Below are 16,219 nucleotides of genomic sequence, written 5' to 3'. Positions count from 1 at the left end.
GATGCCTACCCGGACATTTCACCTTCGTTGGTACAGGTGTTTGTAGAGACCGAAGGGCTCGCGCCGGAAGAGGTGGAAAAGTATGTGACCTACCCCCTGGAAAGCGCCATGAACGGCTTGCCCAAACTGGACCATGTTCGGTCAGTGTCGAACTTTGGCCTGTCGGTGGTGAACATCTATTTCGAGGACGGCACGGACNNGGCACGGACATCTATTTCGCCCGACAACTGGTCAGCGAACGGCTGCAACAGGCCAGAGAGGCCATTCCGAACGGGTTTGGTGAACCGGTCATGGGGCCGATTACCACCGGTCTGGGACAGATTCTGTTCTATGTGCTGGAAGATACCAGTGGTGAGTACAGCCGCACCGAAATGCGTGAAATTCAGGACTGGATTGTCAAGTTCACCCTGCAGACGGTCAAGGGCGTGACTGAAGTGCTGTCCATTGGCGGTAACGTCAAGCAGTTTCAGGTGCGTATCGATCCGCAGGCGCTGTTGCAGTACGACATTTCCTTGCCGCAGATCAAACGCCGGATCGAAGCAAACAATGCCAATGCCGGTGCCCAGTTTATTATCCAGAATGACGAGCAATTCATTGTTCGCTCTGTCGGTCTGGCAAAAGATCTTGATGACCTTCGCAACATCGTGGTCAAAAGCGTTGATGGTATACCCGTCTATCTGCATCAGCTGGGCGAACTGGCCATTGGTGGTGAAATCCGTCGCGGGTTGACCACCAAGGATGGCGAAGGCGAAGCCGTGGTGGGGATGGTGTTAAAGCTGATTGGTGCCAACACCTCCAATGTGATCGGTGCAGTGAAAGAGGAGTTGGCGACCATCAACGCTAACTTGCCGGAAGGGGTTGAAGTCAGCCCCTATTACGACCAGGCGCAACTGGTCAAGGCCGCCGTTTCCACCGTCACCAATGCGTTGCTTCAGGGTATTGCTTTGGTCGCGATCGTGTTGCTCGCCTTTATGGGGGGCTGGCGACCTAGCCTGGTAGTGGCGCTGTCCATTCCGTTCTCGGTGTGCCTGGCGTTGATTGCCATGAAATGGTTTGGTATCTCCGCAAACCTGATGTCCCTGGGTGGTCTGGCCATCGCCATCGGCATGATGGTGGACGGCGCCGTAGTGGTGGTCGAGAACATCGACCGACTGTTGCGCGAGTCCTCCGCGGATGAGTCGCGCCTGCACATAGTGGCGCGGGCCAGTCAGGCGGTAGCGCGGCCCATACTCTTTGCCATCAGCATCATTATTGTGGTGTTCCTGCCCCTGTTCAGCTTGCAGGGGGTGGAAGGGGCCACCTTCCGGCCGCTGGCGTACACGGTCTCTCTGGCCATGGTGGGCTCGCTGATTTTTGCTCTGGTGGTGGCTCCGGTGGTGGCCTCTTTGATCATGCGCCGCCCGAAGTCAGAACAGGCTTCAGACGAGCCCAGTGGTTTGATTGGCTTTGTCGCCCGTGGTTACCGACCGCTATTGCAGGGCGTTATCCGACGCCGCTGGATTGGGGTGACCATCGCGGGACTGGTACTTGCCGTCGGTGTAGCTGTTGGGCCTCGTCTTGGCTCCGAGTTTGTGCCTCGATTCAACGAGGGGGATCTGCTGATTCGGGCCACTATGGCGCCCTCCATCTCGCTGGATAAGGCCAAACAGTCCATGACGCTGTTTGAACGTCAGTTGCTGGAGCGTTTCCCGGAAGTGACTCAGGTCGTGACCCGGATCGGCCGCGGTGAAGTCGGTGCGCATGCCGACCCGGTAAACAGCGCGGAGATCTTTGTCGGACTCAAACCCAAGGAGCAGTGGCAGACGGCGGAAACACTCGATGGCCTATACTCCGCAATGAGCGCCGAGTTTGAAGACTTCCCCGGCACCAAGTTCAATTTTACCCAGCCCATTGCCGCAGCGGTGGATGAGTTACTTACCGGGACAAAAGCCGAGCTGGCCGCCAAGCTCTTTGGGGATGATCTGAGTGTTCTGGATCAGAAAGCCACGGAAATTGCCGAGGTGATGCGTCAGGTCTCTGGTGGGGAAGACGTGCAGAAGGACCAGGTGGGAGGCACACCCCAGGTTCGCATCGAACTGGACCGGGAAGCCATTGCCCGCTATAACCTGAATGTATTGGATGTACAGGAAACCATCAGTATCGCCATTGGCGGGGACAGCGCCGGTCAGGTGTTCGAGGGTATCCGTCGGTTTGATATCTATGTGCGCCTGAAAGAGTCCTCAAGAGACCGAACGGAAGTGATTCGGGATCTGAAAGTTCGCAACGAACAGGGCCAGCAGATTCCTCTCAGCGAGCTCGCCAGAGTGGAAGAGGTGGTTGGTCCACGACAGGTTACCCGGGAAAACAACCAGCGCTTTATCACCATTCAGGCCAACGTCCGGGACCGGGATATTGGCTCCTATGTGGCCGAGGCGGATCGAATGATTGCCGAGCAGGTGGAGCTTCCGCCGGGCTATTTCCTGAAGTGGGGCGGCCAGTTCGAACTTCAGCAGCAGGCCAACAAGCGCTTGATGGTGGTGGTGCCGATCACCCTGACGCTGGTATTTTTCATGCTGTACGCCAACTTCGGTTCTCTGCGCAATGCGCTGTTGATCATGCTCAATATTCCTCTGGCCTTGGTTGGCGGTATTGTATCGCTGTGGCTGGCGGGGCTGAGCCTATCGGTGCCGGCGTCCGTGGGCTTCATTGCCCTGTTCGGTATCGCGCTTGAGAACGGCTTGGTATTGGTCAGCTACCTGAATGAGTTGGTGCGCGATGGTGTGCCAATGGCGAAAGCCTGCGTTCAGGGCGCGATGGCGCGCTTGCGCCCGGTCATAATGACGGCGGTCACCACCGGACTGGGCCTGGCGCCCCTGCTGTTTGCTACAGGCACGGGCAGCGAAGTACAGCGACCGTTGGCGGCGGTAGTGATCGGTGGCTTGGTGACCGCCACCATTCTCACGCTGGTTATTCTGCCAGCGCTGTATCCCTGGTTCGCCGATCGTGTGAATGGCGACGACCAGGCAACATCTTGAGGTGACACCATGCAAGAGATTAAAGCTTATATAAAGACACGTAGGCTGGAGTCAGTGACGTTGGCCCTACACCGCCTGGACGGCATCACCGGGATGAGCGTGTCGGACGTTCGAGGGTTCGGACGCAGTAAGGCGCACAGCAGTGCAACGCACCCGATTGCGGGTGCGTCGGAATTTTCCGAACACGTGAAACTGGAAATTGTGTGCCAGGATCACTTGGTGGATGACGTGGTGGAACTGCTCAAAACCGAGGCTCATACCGGGCTTAGAGGCGATGGTCGCATTTTTGTGACCGACGTGCGTCGTGCCGTCCGCATACAGGATGGAGTAGAAGGCGACTCGGTGGTTTGATCCAGGCCTGAGCCGGTCGCCTGGGCGACCGGCAATTTCTTATTTTTGGAGGCGGGGAGGGTAAAGATGCACGATCATGGTCACAGTCATGGAGGCGAAGGTGTGCGCATCGGCTGGGCGTTTTTCTTGAACGTTGGCTTTACCATTATTGAGTTTGTCGGTGGTGTACTGACTAACAGTACTGCCATCATGGCCGATGCAGTGCACGATCTGGGCGACTCCTTGTCTATCGGATTTGCCTGGTTGCTGGCCCGGTTGAGCAGTAAGCAGGCTACGGCCAGTTTCACCTACGGGTATCGTCGTTTCTCCTTATTGGGCTCTTTCATAAACGCGTTGGTACTCATTGTCGGCTCGGTGTGGGTGCTCAGTGAAGCGATTCCCCGACTCGATGATCCGCCCATGCCGATGGCAGGGGGCATGCTGGGCATGGCGGTCTTTGGTGTACTCGTCAATGGTTTTGCCGCCTACAAGCTCAGCAAGGGCAAGACGCTGAATGAACGCGTCCTGAACTGGCACCTGATGGAAGACGTATTGGGCTGGGTCGCCGTTCTGGTGGTAGCGATCATTCTGATGTTCGTCGATTGGCCGATTCTTGACCCATTGCTTTCTATCGGCTTTACGTTGTTCATTCTGTTCAATGTGGGTCGCAATTTCTGGCAGACAGTCAGACTGTTCCTGCAGGCGTCCCCAAGTCCTGAGCTGAAGCAGTCCGTAGAACAAACCCTGCGTTCGTTGCCGGGCGTCGAGGACCTGCACCATTTGCATCTTTGGTCGTTAGATGGGGAGCGTCATGTGTTGTCCGTGCATCTGAGAACCGGGGAGCTGAACAGCGTTGAAGACCAGAAACAGTTGAAACATGCCATTTCTCACGCCCTTTCCGAGTATGAGTTGGCACATACAACGGTTGAGCTGGAGTTCGATACAGAGCCATGTAGGGATCGTTGACTACACCTCCCTCTGGGTCTCAATCATTGGGTAACGGTGCTCTGTTAGCAATTGACTAAAGCCAGGAAGTGATGCCCCTATGTTGGAGACGATGGGAGCCAGACTGCTGCACATAACCCCGTTCGACGGTCGGAGCGCTCCTCCAGTGTCAATATGCCGCCGTGGCGCTCGGTGATTCTCTGGGCGATTGCCAGGCCGAGGCCGGCTCCGGAGCCCTGGCGCTGGTCGAGGCGGACGAAGCGGTTGAGCGCCTTGTTTCGATCCTCTTCCGGTATGCCCGGGCCATGGTCGCAGATTGTAAGCTGGTACCCACCGCGAGTCGGGCTCAATGTGAGTGTTACTTCACTGCTCTCAGGCCCGTACTGTATGGCATTGGCCAGTAATGAGCGAATCATGGTGTTGATCAGCGTGGGGTTGCCCATAATCCAGGCTTCGCCATCTGTTTCGAGCAACTGCAGCTCAATCTGCTTTTCCTGGGCCAGCGGGTAGACATCCGCCACGCTCTGGGCAACCCACTCTGACAGGGATAGGCGTTCCGGGTGTTCGTTGAAATCAGAGTCGGCTTTGCTCAGGACCAGCATCTGATCCACCAGGTGGGCCATCCGGTCTAGTGACTGCAACAGCTCATTGACCACGGTCGGGGAGTCTTGGCTGATGCTCTCCAGTTGCAGACGCAATGCCGCCAGCGGTGTTCTCAGTTCGTGAGCTGCATCGGAGGAAAAGCGACGTTCGCGCTCGATCGTCCGGTTAAGGCGGGTCAACAGTTGGTTCAGCGCTGTGACCAACCCCTCCACTTCCTGAGGGACGGTATTCGATGGTAAAAACCTGTCGGTGCCCGGTCCCAGGCGGGCGGCGATGGATTGCAGATGGCGGAGCGGGCGGAAGCTGGTACGGACCGCCCACAGTGTCGCCACGATAAAAAGAGGCAGCGCAAAAGCAATAGGAAGTACATTGCCCAGGGCAAGGTGGCCGCTCAGTTCCTGCCGAATATCTTCGCGCTGTACGGAGCGAATCCAGAATCCGTTTTTCTCATCGTGTAATGTAAATGTGCGCCACCGGTAGTCGGAATGGCTGAGCCACCCAAATCCTGTCTTGTCGGGAGCAAGGGTATCCACCTCTCCGAACTTGTTCGGTAGGATCGGTTGGCCGGTTTCAGTCCAGACCTGAAAAGAAATTTTCTTTTCGTATCGGTGTCCGAGGCCGCCGGATAGGATCTCGTCCTCACGACTTTCGAACCAACGCTCTTCCGGCTCTGAGGTGTCCGCGGTTAGCGCCAGGGGGTCCAGAGTCTCACTCAGCGTATGTTGTAACTCCTGCCGGCTGCGATTCTCTGCCAAGTGACGAACGAGGCCCTCAACAATTCGGGTATTCTGAGCCAACTCCGCATCAAACAGTTCCTCCAGCTCGTGGCTGCTTTGCCAATAGCTCCAGGTCGAGGCTAGGGTAACAATAATCAAGGTCATTGCTGTATTCAGAAGGATGAGCGTACGAGTCAGTGACATCATCCAGCGTCCTTTGCGGCTTCGCTATCCAGGGTGTACCCAACGCCGCGTACCGTGCGTATCACGGATTTACCCAGGCGCTGGCGAAGGTGGTGAATATGTACCTCAAGCGTATTGCTCTCTGCGCCTCTGTCCCACCCATAGAGTACTTCCTCCAGCCGTCGCCTTGTGGCCACTCTGTCCGTGTTGCGCATCAGTACCTGCAGGATCTGAAATTCGGCCTTGGGTAGCTGGAAGCGCTTTTCCCCCACCTGAAGCTCCGCATGGTCCAAATTCAGGCGAATGGCGCCCGTTGTCAGGACGTTGTTGTCGGTATAGCCGTCGGTGCGCCGGATAACGGCTCTCATTCGCGCTTCAAGTTCTGCCATTTTAAATGGTTTGGTCAAATAATCGTCCGCCCCGAAATCGAGCCCTTGCACCCGGTCATCCAGCTCTTCGCGAGCGGTGAGAATAATAATGGGGGTTCGGCATTGTGCCTTTCTGGCTTGCCGAACAATCTCAAGACCATCCAGCCGAGGAAGCGTCAAATCGGCAATGGCGATATCAAAGGTTTGATCTTTCAGGGCATTCAGCCCCTTCCTGCCGTCATTGATCCAGTCAACCTGGTGCTGTGCCTGCTCTAGCATGCGGACCATGGTTTGGGCGAGCATCGAGTCGTCTTCAATCAGCAATATTCTCATGGTCCTCCCGCAGCAGCGTTGCGCCTGGAAATGGTGGATGCCCCCAGTGTGGCAGAGTTTTCTTAATTCTGGCTTAAGAATTCAGGGGGCATTGTTTAAGCGTTAATTAAGATAGCACCCTTAGCATGAGCAGGACAGAGTGCCTCACTGGAGTTTCATTTGATGTCATCTTCCTGCTTGTTGCCGTTAAAAGTGGACCTGTTCGATCCGTCCGTCACAGAGCTGATGCCCGTGGGGGGCTGGAAACTGTGCTCGGTAGATCCCGAATCACGGGCCACAGACGCTATTGCCTTCTTCATCGAACAGCGCTTTCGTGCGGCGTATGGGCGTTGCCCGTCGCTTGTTGTCCCCTCTCCTCTGATTCTTGTCGCCCGGTCCGGGCTGGTTATGGCCGCGGTGGGCACACGGCACGCGGCAGATCAGCCTTTGTTCCTTGAGGATTATCTGGACCATCCCATTGAGGATTATCTACCTCCAGGCGCCCTTGGCCATCGGGAAGGGGTCGTGGAGATCGCTCACTTGGCCGGCGCCGTTGAGGGCGTCAGTCGATTGTTCTTTCCCGCGATTGCTCGATGGTTGGTTACCCAAGGTGTCGAATGGATCTGTTTTACCGGAACTCAATCGATCCGGCTGAGTTTCGCAAAAATGGGTGTTAAACCGAGGGTACTCGGCCCAGCTTTGCCCGAGCGGCTGCAGGGGGCGGCGCAAGACTGGGGGGCGTATTACCAGAACCGCCCCGAAGTGGTGCTGGCGCACGTTCCCAGTGGTGTCGAGGCAATGCGGCACACCGGTTGGCTGGAAAAAACCACGGTCTGAGGTAGTCACTATGAATGAATTACTTGAGCGCTTGGCCCGGTGGTCTCTGTTGCACCCGAGCCGAGTGGCGCTTCGCGACGAGGAGCAGACGGTGACTTACCGACAGTTATGGAATCGTGTGCAAGGGGTTGCGCAGGCAATTATGGATTCGGGCGTTCAGCGACTTGGCCTGGTAGGTGACAACTCGGTTGCCTGGGTCGTAGCCGATTTGGCCTGCGTTCGTGCCGGGGTTGTCTCAGTGCCCGTTCCGACGTTCTTCTCGCCGTCGCAGCGTCAGCATCTTGTCGAAACGGCAGGATTGGACGGGATTCTGCTGTCCACGGCCGATGTGCGGGCTGAGGAGGTGGCCGAGACGGTTGGCGGTGGCCTTTGGATGCACCGTCTTCCCGTTGAGCGGGAACTGTCAGTGTTACCCCCGGGCACGGTGAAAATCACGTTCACTTCCGGCAGCACCGGCACGCCTAAAGGGATCTGTTTGTCCGCTGCACAACTGGGACGCACCCTGCGGGCTTTGGACACCCGATTGAGCCAGCTGGAGCTGCCGCAGCATCTTTCGGTTTTACCTTTGGCGACGCTTCTGGAAAACGTCGCGGGCGTGTATTTGAGTCTTTATCGAGGCGCTGAGGTGTCCGTTCCGGGACTTGCCAGCCTGGGGTTATCCGGTAGTAGTGGCATGGACTCACAGCGCTGGCTTTCAGAGCAGAATCATCGGCAACCAACGTCGTTGATTCTGGTGCCGGAGTTGGCACGGGTGCTGGTTGAGGGCGCGGAATCGGGCGCACTCCAGCACCGGGGTTATCGCTTCCTGGCCGTTGGTGGTGGGCGCGTATCGCCCTCGCTACTGCGCCGAGCGGAGAAGCTGGAATTGCCGATGTTCCAGGGCTATGGGTTGTCGGAGTGTGGTTCCGTGGTAGCGCTGAACGCACCCGCAGAGAATCGTATCGGTTCGGCGGGCCGCGTTCTGGACCATGTAGATGTCCATGTTGGCCCCGGTGGTGAACTGCAGATTTCTGGCAGCAGTTTTCTCGGTTACCTGGGAGAAACGCCCGTGGATGAATCGCATGCGGTAGCCAGTGGTGACCTGGGTTTTCTGGATCAGGACGGGTTTCTATGGGTGTCCGGACGGAAGAAGGACCTGCTGATCACCGGTTTTGGGCGCAATATCAGCCCGGAATGGCTGGAGGCGGAACTGACCCAAAGTACCGGTATGGCGCAGGCCCTGGTGTTCGGTGACGGGGAGCCCCACCCATTGGCGCTGCTGTACCCGGGACCAACTGACAACGGTGTGGAGGATTGTCGTCAGGCGATTGAGGCACTCAATGCAAATCTGCCTGACTATGCGCGCTTGAGTCACGTGTATCTGTTGCCTTGCCCGTTCCAGAACATAGATTCCACCGCAGTCACATCCAACGGCCGGATCAGGAGAGCACTGGTGCTGGAAAGCCTGGAGTCCTGGCTGGCGAGTGCCGAATGTCTTTCCACTCAATCCATTGAACAGCCTCAACCGAGAATGTTCGCCCAGGAGTAATCACTATGACTTTTTTTGATGAACTGCAAAATGCTTCCGAATTTGGCCGAAAAACGCTTTACGAGGCGCCGATCTTCAGTGCCATTGAGGATGGTCGTTTCGATATAAACAGCTACACCTATTTTCTGAGTCAGGCTTACCATCACGTAAAACATACCGCGCCTTTGATGATGGCCTGCGGTGCCCGCTTGCCGGATCGATTGGAGCCGGTGCGTAAAGCACTGGTGGAGTACATCGAGGAGGAGTATGGCCACCACGAGTGGATTCTCAATGATCTGAAAGCTTGTGCTGTCGACCCGGATACCGTTCGTAACGGTCAGCCTGATTTGCCGATCCGGTTGATGGTGGCTTTTTTGTACGACCTGATCAACCGAGGGAATCCGGTGGGGCTATTTGGCATGGTACAGGTGCTTGAGGGAACGAGTGTGGCCGTGGCAACGCCGATGGGAGAAAAAGTGCAGCGTACTTTGAACTTGCCGGATACTGCGTTCAGCTACCTCTACTCTCATGGAAGCCTGGATCAGGAGCACTTTCAATTTTTTCAAAGCCTGATGAACGGCATCACAGAGCGGGAAGACCAACGGGCGATCGTTGATGCGGCCAATGTCGTTTATCGGCTCTATGGGGATATGCTCAGAGATGTTCCATTGGCGTCACCGGCTGATCGGATCAGGGAGGTGCGTCGTGGTCTGGCGTAATCAGCGTTGGCTCATACTGGGAGCCTCCGGAGGAATCGGAGAGGCGCTGGGAGAGCAAATGGCCCGCAAAGGAGCTCGCCTTCTGCTCGCAAGCCGGTCGCCCACGCCCTGCCGTGCAGAAGGCTCTACTTACGTGCGGATTGACCTTGCGTCGGAGGATGTCGAGGCCCAAATGGCGGACATCTGTCAGCGCTACCCGGACATCGATGGCGTAATTCACTGCGCCGGTCAGGGCCTTTTCGCGGCCGTGGAGCAGACTCCGCTCCAGGAGCTGGAGCGGTTGTGGCGAGTGAACCTTCGTAGTGCTTACGCCGTGGCCCGCTGCTTTTCGAGCTACTTTCGTCAGCGCGGCCATGGTGAATTGGTATTTATTGGTTCCACGTTTGGAAGTATTGGCTTCCCTGGCTACTCGGCCTATTGCGCGACCAAGTTTGCCCTGCGGGGCCTGACCGAAGCGTTGCGCCGGGAGTGGGCAGACAGTGGGATTGCGGTACGTTATATCGCCCCTAGAGCGACCAGAACGGGTATGAATTCCCCGGCTGTTGTAGCCATGAACCGGGCGTTGGGGAACCGTTCTGACAGTCCGGAGGCCGTTGCTCTCGCGATTGTACGGACGATTGAGCGAAAGCGTGGGCGACGGTATCTGGGGTGGCCTGAACGGCTGTTTGTGGCTGTTAACAACCTTGTCCCGGCGGTGGTGGATACCGTGCTACGCCGAAAACTGTCCATTATTCAATCGTATCTCAAATCGGAGTACTGACATGAAACGTATCCTGTTGACCCTGTCGCTGTGTGTCGCCTCTGTAGGGGCACTGGCGGAAAAACCCATAGACGGACTGACCGACCTTCAACATCACTGGGCTGAGATTCAGTATAAAATGCCGGAGGCCGAGCGAGAGAAGGCCTTTGAAGCCTTGGCGGAGCAGGCTGATGCGCTGGTAGAGCAATACCCCGGGCGTGCGGAGCCGTTGATCTGGCACGGGATTGTGTTGAGCACTTATGCTGGGGCGAAGGGAGGTCTGGGTGCCCTGAAGTTGGTGAAAGTGGCCCGTAGCGATTTTGAGCTTGCGTTGTCGATCGATGCATCCGCGTTACAAGGGTCGGCCTACACATCACTGGGCAGCCTTTACTACCAGGTGCCCGGATGGCCCCTCGGCTTTGGTGACGACGAGAAAGCAGACGCCTACCTTAAAGAGGCGCTTGCCATCAATCCCGATGGCATTGATCCCAACTATTTTTATGGGGGTTTCCTCATGGACCAGGGCCGCCATGGTGAGGCTCGTCGTTATTTTCAGAAGGCATTTCAGGCCGAAAGCCGCCCGGATAGACCCTTGGCGGATGAAGGCAGACGAGCCGAGATAAAGGAGAAATTGTCCGAACTGCCCACTTCTGAATAAGCTGGTGTGTTTGAGGTTGCTGGATTTCCGTGGGCCTGAGTGATGATCGGTCGGGGGCGATATGGTACATTGCCCATCCCCCTGATCTTAACCTGTGAATGGCTTACGAACTGGATATTTAGTAATGTCACCTCTTGCGCTTCTTTCGCTATCCTTTGCCATGTCGACCGACGCCTTTGCGGCCGCGGTTGGGAAAGGGGCGAGTTTACACCGCCCGCGTTTTTCTGAAGCGCTTCGCACCGGCGTTATTTTTGGTCTGATTGAGTCCATCACTCCGATTATAGGCTGGCTTCTGGGGCGTAGCGCATCCACCCTGGTGGAAAACTGGGATCACTGGATCGCCTTCGCGGTCTTGACTGGGCTCGGCTTGCATATGGTGATCGAAGGTTGCAAACATCAGGAGACACCAGAGGCGGTTATTCAACGGCACTCATTCATCCGTCTGGCGCTAACGGCGGTTGGAACAAGCATTGATGCCCTGGCTGTCGGGGTCGGGCTAGCGTTTGTTGAGGTGAATATTCTGTTCGCGGCGGGTTGTATCGGTTTGGCAACGCTGTTCATGGTGACGACCGGAGTAATGGTGGGTCGGAGTATAGGCTCAGCTTTCGGGCGAAGAACGGAGGTGTTGGGCGGTGTAATTCTGGTTTTGGTAGGTGCTTTTATCCTCAACGATCATATTTCCTTTGTCTGACTATGCTATACCTAACGGAACCGATTTTTTCTGATCAGGAGGTGATATGAGCAGTTTGATACAGACGAGTGGGCGGGAAAGCTACTCCGCGATTTCGGTGATCAACCACTGGATTACCGTGTTGCTGGTAATGGCAATGTTGATTCTGGGGTTGCTGGCGTCAGCGGCGCCGGACAGTGCCGAAGATTTCATCATGTCGGTACACGTCAGCCTCGGCTTCTTTGTGTTCTGGTTTGTGCTCTGGCGGGCGGCCTACCGCGTGCACCAGGGGTTTCCGCCCACTCAGGGGCAAACCCCGTGGCAGCGCCAGCTGGCATGGTGGGTGCATCGCCTCGTATTGGGGTTACTGGTATTGCAGGTTTTTACCGGCCCGTTGTACCTGTTCACCGAAAATGAAGGTGTCAATGTGTTTGGCTGGTTCACGGTGCTGATCCCGCTGGAGAGCCTGGCCTTTATCCATGAGCCGGTGGAAGTGCTGCATGTCATTACCGGGCTTTACGTGCTCCCGGCGTTGTTATTGCTGCATATTGTGGGGGCGTTTCATTACTTCTGGCAACGTCGGTCCGTTACCCCCGCCGAATTGGGAGAGTGACCCAGTGGGCTCCGATGGCATTAGAAGCGGTGTGCTCAAGGACGGGAGCGGGCAATGACCTTTATCTGGTTTATCCTCGCCGCTCTGGCGGAAATCGCCGGTTGTTACACCTTCTGGATGTGGCTCAGGCTGGATCGCTCCGCCTGGTGGTTGGTGCCGGGTGTGATTTCGTTGTGCCTGTTTGCGTTTTTCCTGACGCGGGCCGATGCCGAATTGGCCGGGCGGGCCTTTGCCGCCTATGGCGGTGTTTATATTGCGGCGTCGCTGGGTTGGATGGCGTTGTTGGAGCACCGCTCCCCGCAGCTGTTTGATTACCTTGGGGCGTTGGTGTGTATCGGTGGGGCGGGGTTGATTTTGTATGGCGGACAGCGGTTGGGTGGATGACGCACCTCGGGCTTGTCCACCATCAACCCAACCTCAGAGCTATCCGTAGGGCGGGTCGGTCCGACGTTTCGGAGCGAAGCGCACCCGCCGTCTTTCACAAAACCAGAAACCTACTCGAGCTCCCAACCCGCCAACTGAATCCGCGCTGCGGCGCCGTACAATTTGCTGGCATCACCCTCGACTGTACCCTCGGGTACCAACGCGGGCCAGAGTGACGCGACCGCGTTCAGCTGCGTCTCCACCTCGGCCACAGCGTCCGGGCTCTCCTGACGCTGTACATCATTCAGCAATGCGAGGCGAGCCTTGGCCGCTTCGACAAAACCGTAGGCGTCCTGGTATTCGTGGGCGTTGACGATCTCGCCGTTGCGAACGCCGATGGCGTACTCCTCAGCCGCAGTGCGAACCATGCGCTCGATACTGGCCAGCGCGACTTTCAGGCTGGCATTTTGCAGATTCTCGGCATCGGCAATGCCCGCTTCCAGCTCCCGGTGACGCTGCTCGACCATCTCAACGGACTGGCCCTGTTCAACGGCGTCGGCCAGAGCACTCAGCGCCTCAGCAAAGCCCTCTTCATCGCGAGCAGCGAAGGCGGGCTTCAATCCTGCGTACAACTCATCACCGGGGTGTTTCATGTGGGTGAGCGCCATGTCTTTGTGGCCGGCCTTGTACAGTTGCACGCCCACCCACAGGTGACCGCGCACCAGGCCCAACTGGCCGAGGTAGGCGGCGTCGTCTTTGGTCAGGTCGGCAGCGCCGCCACCTTCACCGCCTTCTCCCTCACCCCCTTCGCCTTCACCGCCCTCACCGGCGAGTGCGGCCACCTGCAGGGTCTGCTGGCTGGCGTGATGGTCAAAGGGCGTGCTGTCGGCCGCCTGACTGGTGACGCCGCTGGAGGCAAGCAGGGCGGCGCCTAGGCCGAGCCAGACTTTGCGTTGTTCTTTCATGATAGAGCTCCCATTCTGGAAAGGGTGGCATAATGCCCCGGATTCTGGCATAAATGAGAGTGAGTCTCAATATAGGGTATGCAATGATTCTTTACATTCAAGATGTGCTCGACGCCGGCACCCTGTCTGCGGTGCAAGAGCGGCTGGCCTCTCAGGCCTTCGACGATGGTGCCGCCAGCGCCGGTTGGGCGGCCAAACCGGTCAAGCGCAATGAACAGGCCCGGGATGACAAGACCCGTGCGGCCATCGTTCGTCTGGTGGAGGAGCGGCTTCGGGCGCACCCCCTCTTTGCCAGTGCGGCGCTGCCCAAAAGCTTTCCCAGAATCCTGATCAATCGCTATGGGCCCGGTATGCATTACGGGTCCCACATGGATGATGCAGTGATTCACGGCCAGCGCACGGATCTGTCGTTCACCCTGGGGCTGACACCCGCCGCCGATTACGAGGGGGGCGAGCTGGTGCTGGAGGACAGCACAGGGGATCGGGCCTGGAAGGTAGATGCGGGGGATCTGCTGCTGTACCCCACCACTTACCTGCATCGGGTGGAGGCGGTTCGCACCGGGCAGCGGATGGCGGTGGTCGGTTGGGTGCGCAGTCTGGTGCGGCGCAGTGAACAGCGGGAAATTCTGCTGGACTTGGATACCGCGCTGCGCACCGAGTTTGATGCCCACGGAAAAACCGAGCAGTTCGATCGCCTGAGTCGCAGCCGCAATAATTTACTCAGGCTGTGGCTGGAGGATTGAACTTTGGCCGTGGGCCCCTCATCTAACATAAAGTGTTGTTAAGGCGCTTGTACCTTTGCGCAGGCTCCGCTAGCGTAGATGGATCCATATTGAACTGGCCAACGGAACTTAAATGGTAAATCGCTCCCTGTTCACTCTGCTGCTCGCGCTGCTTTTGAGCGCTAGCCTTTCGGTCCCCGTGGTGGCCGATTGGGGGTATGAGAACGGGAAAGCCTTTGCCGATGTGGCCCTGGACAGCGCTGGTCTCTCGGCGTCATCGTTTGACACGGATTCGGACGATGGCTCTTCTGCCGTGTTTCTTTGGCCGGTGGCTGCCCTCCAGTCGGGGGTGGGTGAAAGCCTGCCGCCCTCGCCCTTCCTGCTTCGAACCTCGGAGCGTCCTCCTGCCCGGGCCTCGCCGGTCCGTTTGTGATTCGATTGATCTTTTAAAGTTTGGGCTTCAGCCCATTGTCGAATCTTGGCTGGCATCCATAGGTGGTGCCCGTCTCGGAGGTAATTTTCATGAAAGCGTTAAACATATACAAACTAGATCCTGTGGATCATCTGGTTAAGCCCAGAGAGTTTGAGGATCTGACTGAACACTCACCCGCGCTGGATTTGATGACCGACTTTCGCGCTCATCAACCCCACACCGTTGAATCCAGTGTGTCTGCGGTGGGCGTTGCCCGCCTGATGGCTATGGAAGGTGTGAGCTGTAAGTTGGTGGTCAATGCTCAGCAGGAGTTTATTGGACTACTGACAGCCGAGCGTCTTTCCGAACAGTACATTCTGGTAGCCCAGACGCTGCAGGGCGTCGAGCGTGGTGATTTGACCGCAGGCGATTTGATGTTACCCAGGGCTTCAATTCCGGCGCTGGATTTAGAGGCTTTAACATCGGCGACGGTGGGTGATCTGGTACAAGTGCTACGTGAAACGGGTGAGACACACTGCTTGGTGCTGGACCGTGACCAGCACCATATCCGGGGTGTCATTGCGGTGGACGATATCGCCGAGCGCCTGCATCGCGAGGTGCCGATTGTTCCCAAGCGATCCATCGCTCGGGCTCTGTCTTCCTAGTCATCAGCTCAGCGGCGCTGTAACGCCTTACAGCGCCGCCAAGTGAAGACCATCATCATTACCAGAACCACTACGCCGCCGACGGCCCAGAGGTTGCCCTGATACAGCTGGAGCAACAGGTAGCGTACCTGATGGCCGCCGTCGGTAAAGGCGGTAATCAGGCCCAGGCCCTCGGCATCAAAGCCGGAGGTCTGATTGGCCAACTCCGTGTACAACGGAGCCAGGTGAGTGGAAATCAACAGAAAGGTAATGATGACGGGGATGCCCGCGAGTACCGCGCGGATGACATTGCCACGAAACATCAATACCGAAATCGACATCACCGAAATCAGGTTGGGCAAGTCGCCCAGAGGCAGCACCCGGTTGCCCGGCAGAACCAGGGCGATCAGTACCGCCACCACCATCAGTATCAGGCCGGTGACAATTACCGACTTGTGACTCATCAGAAAACCGGTATCCAGTGCGACCACGAGATTCTTGCGGGACGGAAAGCGCCGCTCGACCTGAACGCGCAGCGCGTGGGTGATCGGCATCATGGCTTCTCCGATCAGGCCGGCACTCTTTGGCAACAGGAACATCACCGCGGCGATGTGCACCGCGAGCTCCAATGTCTGCTTTGTGTCGTAGCCAGCGGCAAAGGCCAACACCAGCCCGATCAGCACCCCGATGACCATCGGCTCACTGAAGAACGCCAGCCAACTCATGGAGTGATCCTTCTCGGAGCTGTCTTGGCCGTCCTCGTCGGCGCCGGGCACATCGTGGCTGATGGCGGCTTTCTCTGGATTGTAGGAGAGGCGGTTGAAACCCGGAATGCGATCAAATACCCAGTTGATGCAGGCGGTGTAAGGCACGATGCCATTGACCGACACCGGCGAGGC

General features: G+C 57.4%; 18 protein-coding genes and 1 pseudogene. 15 read left to right on the top strand and 4 right to left on the bottom strand.

Annotated elements, in window-relative coordinates; genetic code table 11:
* Positions 1-36 precede the first annotated feature (36 nt).
* From B3187_RS16905 to B3187_RS16890, 4 genes and pseudogenes are all read left to right on the top strand, one after another.
* A pseudogene (locus B3187_RS16905) lies at positions 37-141 on the top strand (hypothetical protein); the annotation flags it as partial.
* A gap of 68 nt (positions 142-209) precedes the next feature.
* Positions 210-3,014, top strand: a complete 2,805-nt coding sequence (locus B3187_RS16900; protein WP_349678214.1) for a CusA/CzcA family heavy metal efflux RND transporter — start codon at positions 210-212, stop codon at positions 3,012-3,014.
* 9 nt (positions 3,015-3,023) lie between these two features.
* Positions 3,024-3,365 (top strand): P-II family nitrogen regulator, encoded by a 342-nt coding sequence (locus B3187_RS16895; RefSeq protein WP_024461489.1) that lies wholly within the window; start codon positions 3,024-3,026, stop codon positions 3,363-3,365.
* A 66-nt stretch (positions 3,366-3,431) separates the two neighbouring features.
* Complete coding sequence (locus B3187_RS16890) at positions 3,432-4,310, top strand: cation diffusion facilitator family transporter (RefSeq protein ID WP_286807650.1); 879 nt, start codon at positions 3,432-3,434, stop codon at positions 4,308-4,310.
* Between the two features lie 77 nt (positions 4,311-4,387).
* On the opposite strand, the gene B3187_RS16885 is transcribed toward B3187_RS16890, so the two are convergent.
* Both B3187_RS16885 and B3187_RS16880 read right to left on the bottom strand, forming a co-directional pair.
* The gene (locus B3187_RS16885) at positions 4,388-5,773 is read right to left on the bottom strand and encodes an ATP-binding protein (protein WP_286807648.1); all 1,386 of its coding nucleotides are present in this window, start codon (positions 5,771-5,773) and stop codon (positions 4,388-4,390) included.
* A 38-nt stretch (positions 5,774-5,811) separates the two neighbouring features.
* Positions 5,812-6,483 carry a response regulator transcription factor gene (locus B3187_RS16880; RefSeq protein ID WP_286807647.1) on the bottom strand — a complete coding sequence of 224 codons (672 nt, stop codon included), beginning with the start codon at positions 6,481-6,483 and terminating at the stop codon, positions 5,812-5,814.
* 171 nt (positions 6,484-6,654) lie between these two features.
* Here B3187_RS16880 and B3187_RS16875 point away from each other — a divergent pair, with 171 nt between their 5' ends.
* The 8 genes from B3187_RS16875 (at position 6,655) to B3187_RS16840 (ending at position 12,598) form a co-directional block, all read left to right on the top strand.
* A complete protein-coding gene (locus tag B3187_RS16875; RefSeq protein WP_286807653.1) occupies positions 6,655-7,308 on the top strand; it encodes a thermostable hemolysin in 654 nt (217 codons plus the stop codon).
* Between the two features lie 10 nt (positions 7,309-7,318).
* A complete protein-coding gene (locus B3187_RS16870; RefSeq protein WP_286807646.1) occupies positions 7,319-8,836 on the top strand; it encodes an AMP-binding protein in 1,518 nt (505 codons plus the stop codon).
* Between the two features lie 5 nt (positions 8,837-8,841).
* Positions 8,842-9,534 (top strand): TenA family transcriptional regulator, encoded by a 693-nt coding sequence (locus B3187_RS16865; protein WP_286807645.1) that lies wholly within the window; start codon positions 8,842-8,844, stop codon positions 9,532-9,534.
* Entirely contained in the window at positions 9,431-10,294 is an 864-nt protein-coding gene (locus B3187_RS16860; RefSeq protein WP_349678213.1) for an SDR family oxidoreductase, read from the top strand. The genes B3187_RS16865 and B3187_RS16860 overlap by 104 nt, the downstream gene beginning before the upstream one ends.
* 1 nt (position 10,295) lies before the next feature.
* Complete coding sequence (locus B3187_RS16855) at positions 10,296-10,931, top strand: hypothetical protein (RefSeq protein WP_286807642.1); 636 nt, start codon at positions 10,296-10,298, stop codon at positions 10,929-10,931.
* A 124-nt stretch (positions 10,932-11,055) separates the two neighbouring features.
* The gene (locus B3187_RS16850) at positions 11,056-11,622 is read left to right on the top strand and encodes a manganese efflux pump MntP family protein (RefSeq protein WP_286807641.1); all 567 of its coding nucleotides are present in this window, start codon (positions 11,056-11,058) and stop codon (positions 11,620-11,622) included.
* 46 nt (positions 11,623-11,668) lie between these two features.
* Positions 11,669-12,214 carry a cytochrome b gene (locus tag B3187_RS16845; RefSeq protein WP_286807640.1) on the top strand — a complete coding sequence of 182 codons (546 nt, stop codon included), beginning with the start codon at positions 11,669-11,671 and terminating at the stop codon, positions 12,212-12,214.
* Between the two features lie 54 nt (positions 12,215-12,268).
* Positions 12,269-12,598, top strand: a complete 330-nt coding sequence (locus B3187_RS16840) for a YnfA family protein (RefSeq protein WP_123638507.1) — start codon at positions 12,269-12,271, stop codon at positions 12,596-12,598.
* A 110-nt stretch (positions 12,599-12,708) separates the two neighbouring features.
* Here the strand turns inward: B3187_RS16840 and B3187_RS16835 are convergent, their stop codons facing one another.
* Complete coding sequence (locus tag B3187_RS16835; RefSeq protein WP_286807639.1) at positions 12,709-13,542, bottom strand: hypothetical protein; 834 nt, start codon at positions 13,540-13,542, stop codon at positions 12,709-12,711.
* An 83-nt stretch (positions 13,543-13,625) separates the two neighbouring features.
* Here B3187_RS16835 and B3187_RS16830 point away from each other — a divergent pair, with 83 nt between their 5' ends.
* From B3187_RS16830 to B3187_RS16820, 3 genes are all read left to right on the top strand, one after another.
* Positions 13,626-14,285: a Fe2+-dependent dioxygenase gene (locus B3187_RS16830; protein ID WP_286807638.1), complete on the top strand. Its 660-nt coding sequence runs from the start codon at positions 13,626-13,628 to the stop codon at positions 14,283-14,285.
* Positions 14,286-14,397: 112 nt separating this feature from the next.
* Entirely contained in the window at positions 14,398-14,697 is a 300-nt protein-coding gene (locus tag B3187_RS16825) for a hypothetical protein (protein WP_286807637.1), read from the top strand.
* 89 nt (positions 14,698-14,786) lie between these two features.
* Positions 14,787-15,341 carry a CBS domain-containing protein gene (locus tag B3187_RS16820; protein ID WP_286807636.1) on the top strand — a complete coding sequence of 185 codons (555 nt, stop codon included), beginning with the start codon at positions 14,787-14,789 and terminating at the stop codon, positions 15,339-15,341.
* An 8-nt stretch (positions 15,342-15,349) separates the two neighbouring features.
* Here the strand turns inward: B3187_RS16820 and B3187_RS16815 are convergent.
* The coding region (locus B3187_RS16815; RefSeq protein WP_286807635.1) for a PTS transporter subunit IIC at positions 15,350-16,219 on the bottom strand (870 nt) is incomplete at its 5' end.

Origin of the sequence: Marinimicrobium sp. UBA4209 (assembly GCF_002381585.1) — a bacterium.
Lineage (GTDB): Bacteria > Pseudomonadota > Gammaproteobacteria > Pseudomonadales > Cellvibrionaceae > Marinimicrobium > Marinimicrobium koreense.
The sequence above is the reverse complement of the archived record's forward strand: the minus strand, read 5'-3'. Positions and strand labels throughout refer to the sequence as shown.

Excerpts from the sequence above, each read along its gene's own strand:
- B3187_RS16895 (WP_024461489.1), top strand. The coding sequence starts at position 3,024 with ATGCAAGAGATTAAAGCTTATATAAAGACACGTAGGCTGGAGTCAGTG.
- B3187_RS16890 (WP_286807650.1), top strand. The coding sequence starts at position 3,432 with ATGCACGATCATGGTCACAGTCATGGAGGCGAAGGTGTGCGCATCGGC.
- B3187_RS16885 (WP_286807648.1), bottom strand. The coding sequence starts at position 5,773 with ATGACCTTGATTATTGTTACCCTAGCCTCGACCTGGAGCTATTGGCAA.
- B3187_RS16875 (WP_286807653.1), top strand. The coding sequence starts at position 6,655 with ATGTCATCTTCCTGCTTGTTGCCGTTAAAAGTGGACCTGTTCGATCCG.
- B3187_RS16870 (WP_286807646.1), top strand. The coding sequence starts at position 7,319 with ATGAATGAATTACTTGAGCGCTTGGCCCGGTGGTCTCTGTTGCACCCG.
- B3187_RS16865 (WP_286807645.1), top strand. The coding sequence starts at position 8,842 with ATGACTTTTTTTGATGAACTGCAAAATGCTTCCGAATTTGGCCGAAAA.
- B3187_RS16860 (WP_349678213.1), top strand. The coding sequence starts at position 9,431 with ATGCGGCCAATGTCGTTTATCGGCTCTATGGGGATATGCTCAGAGATG.
- B3187_RS16855 (WP_286807642.1), top strand. The coding sequence starts at position 10,296 with ATGAAACGTATCCTGTTGACCCTGTCGCTGTGTGTCGCCTCTGTAGGG.
- B3187_RS16850 (WP_286807641.1), top strand. The coding sequence starts at position 11,056 with ATGTCACCTCTTGCGCTTCTTTCGCTATCCTTTGCCATGTCGACCGAC.
- B3187_RS16845 (WP_286807640.1), top strand. The coding sequence starts at position 11,669 with ATGAGCAGTTTGATACAGACGAGTGGGCGGGAAAGCTACTCCGCGATT.
- B3187_RS16840 (WP_123638507.1), top strand. The coding sequence starts at position 12,269 with ATGACCTTTATCTGGTTTATCCTCGCCGCTCTGGCGGAAATCGCCGGT.
- B3187_RS16835 (WP_286807639.1), bottom strand. The coding sequence starts at position 13,542 with ATGAAAGAACAACGCAAAGTCTGGCTCGGCCTAGGCGCCGCCCTGCTT.
- B3187_RS16830 (WP_286807638.1), top strand. The coding sequence starts at position 13,626 with ATGATTCTTTACATTCAAGATGTGCTCGACGCCGGCACCCTGTCTGCG.
- B3187_RS16825 (WP_286807637.1), top strand. The coding sequence starts at position 14,398 with ATGGTAAATCGCTCCCTGTTCACTCTGCTGCTCGCGCTGCTTTTGAGC.
- B3187_RS16820 (WP_286807636.1), top strand. The coding sequence starts at position 14,787 with ATGAAAGCGTTAAACATATACAAACTAGATCCTGTGGATCATCTGGTT.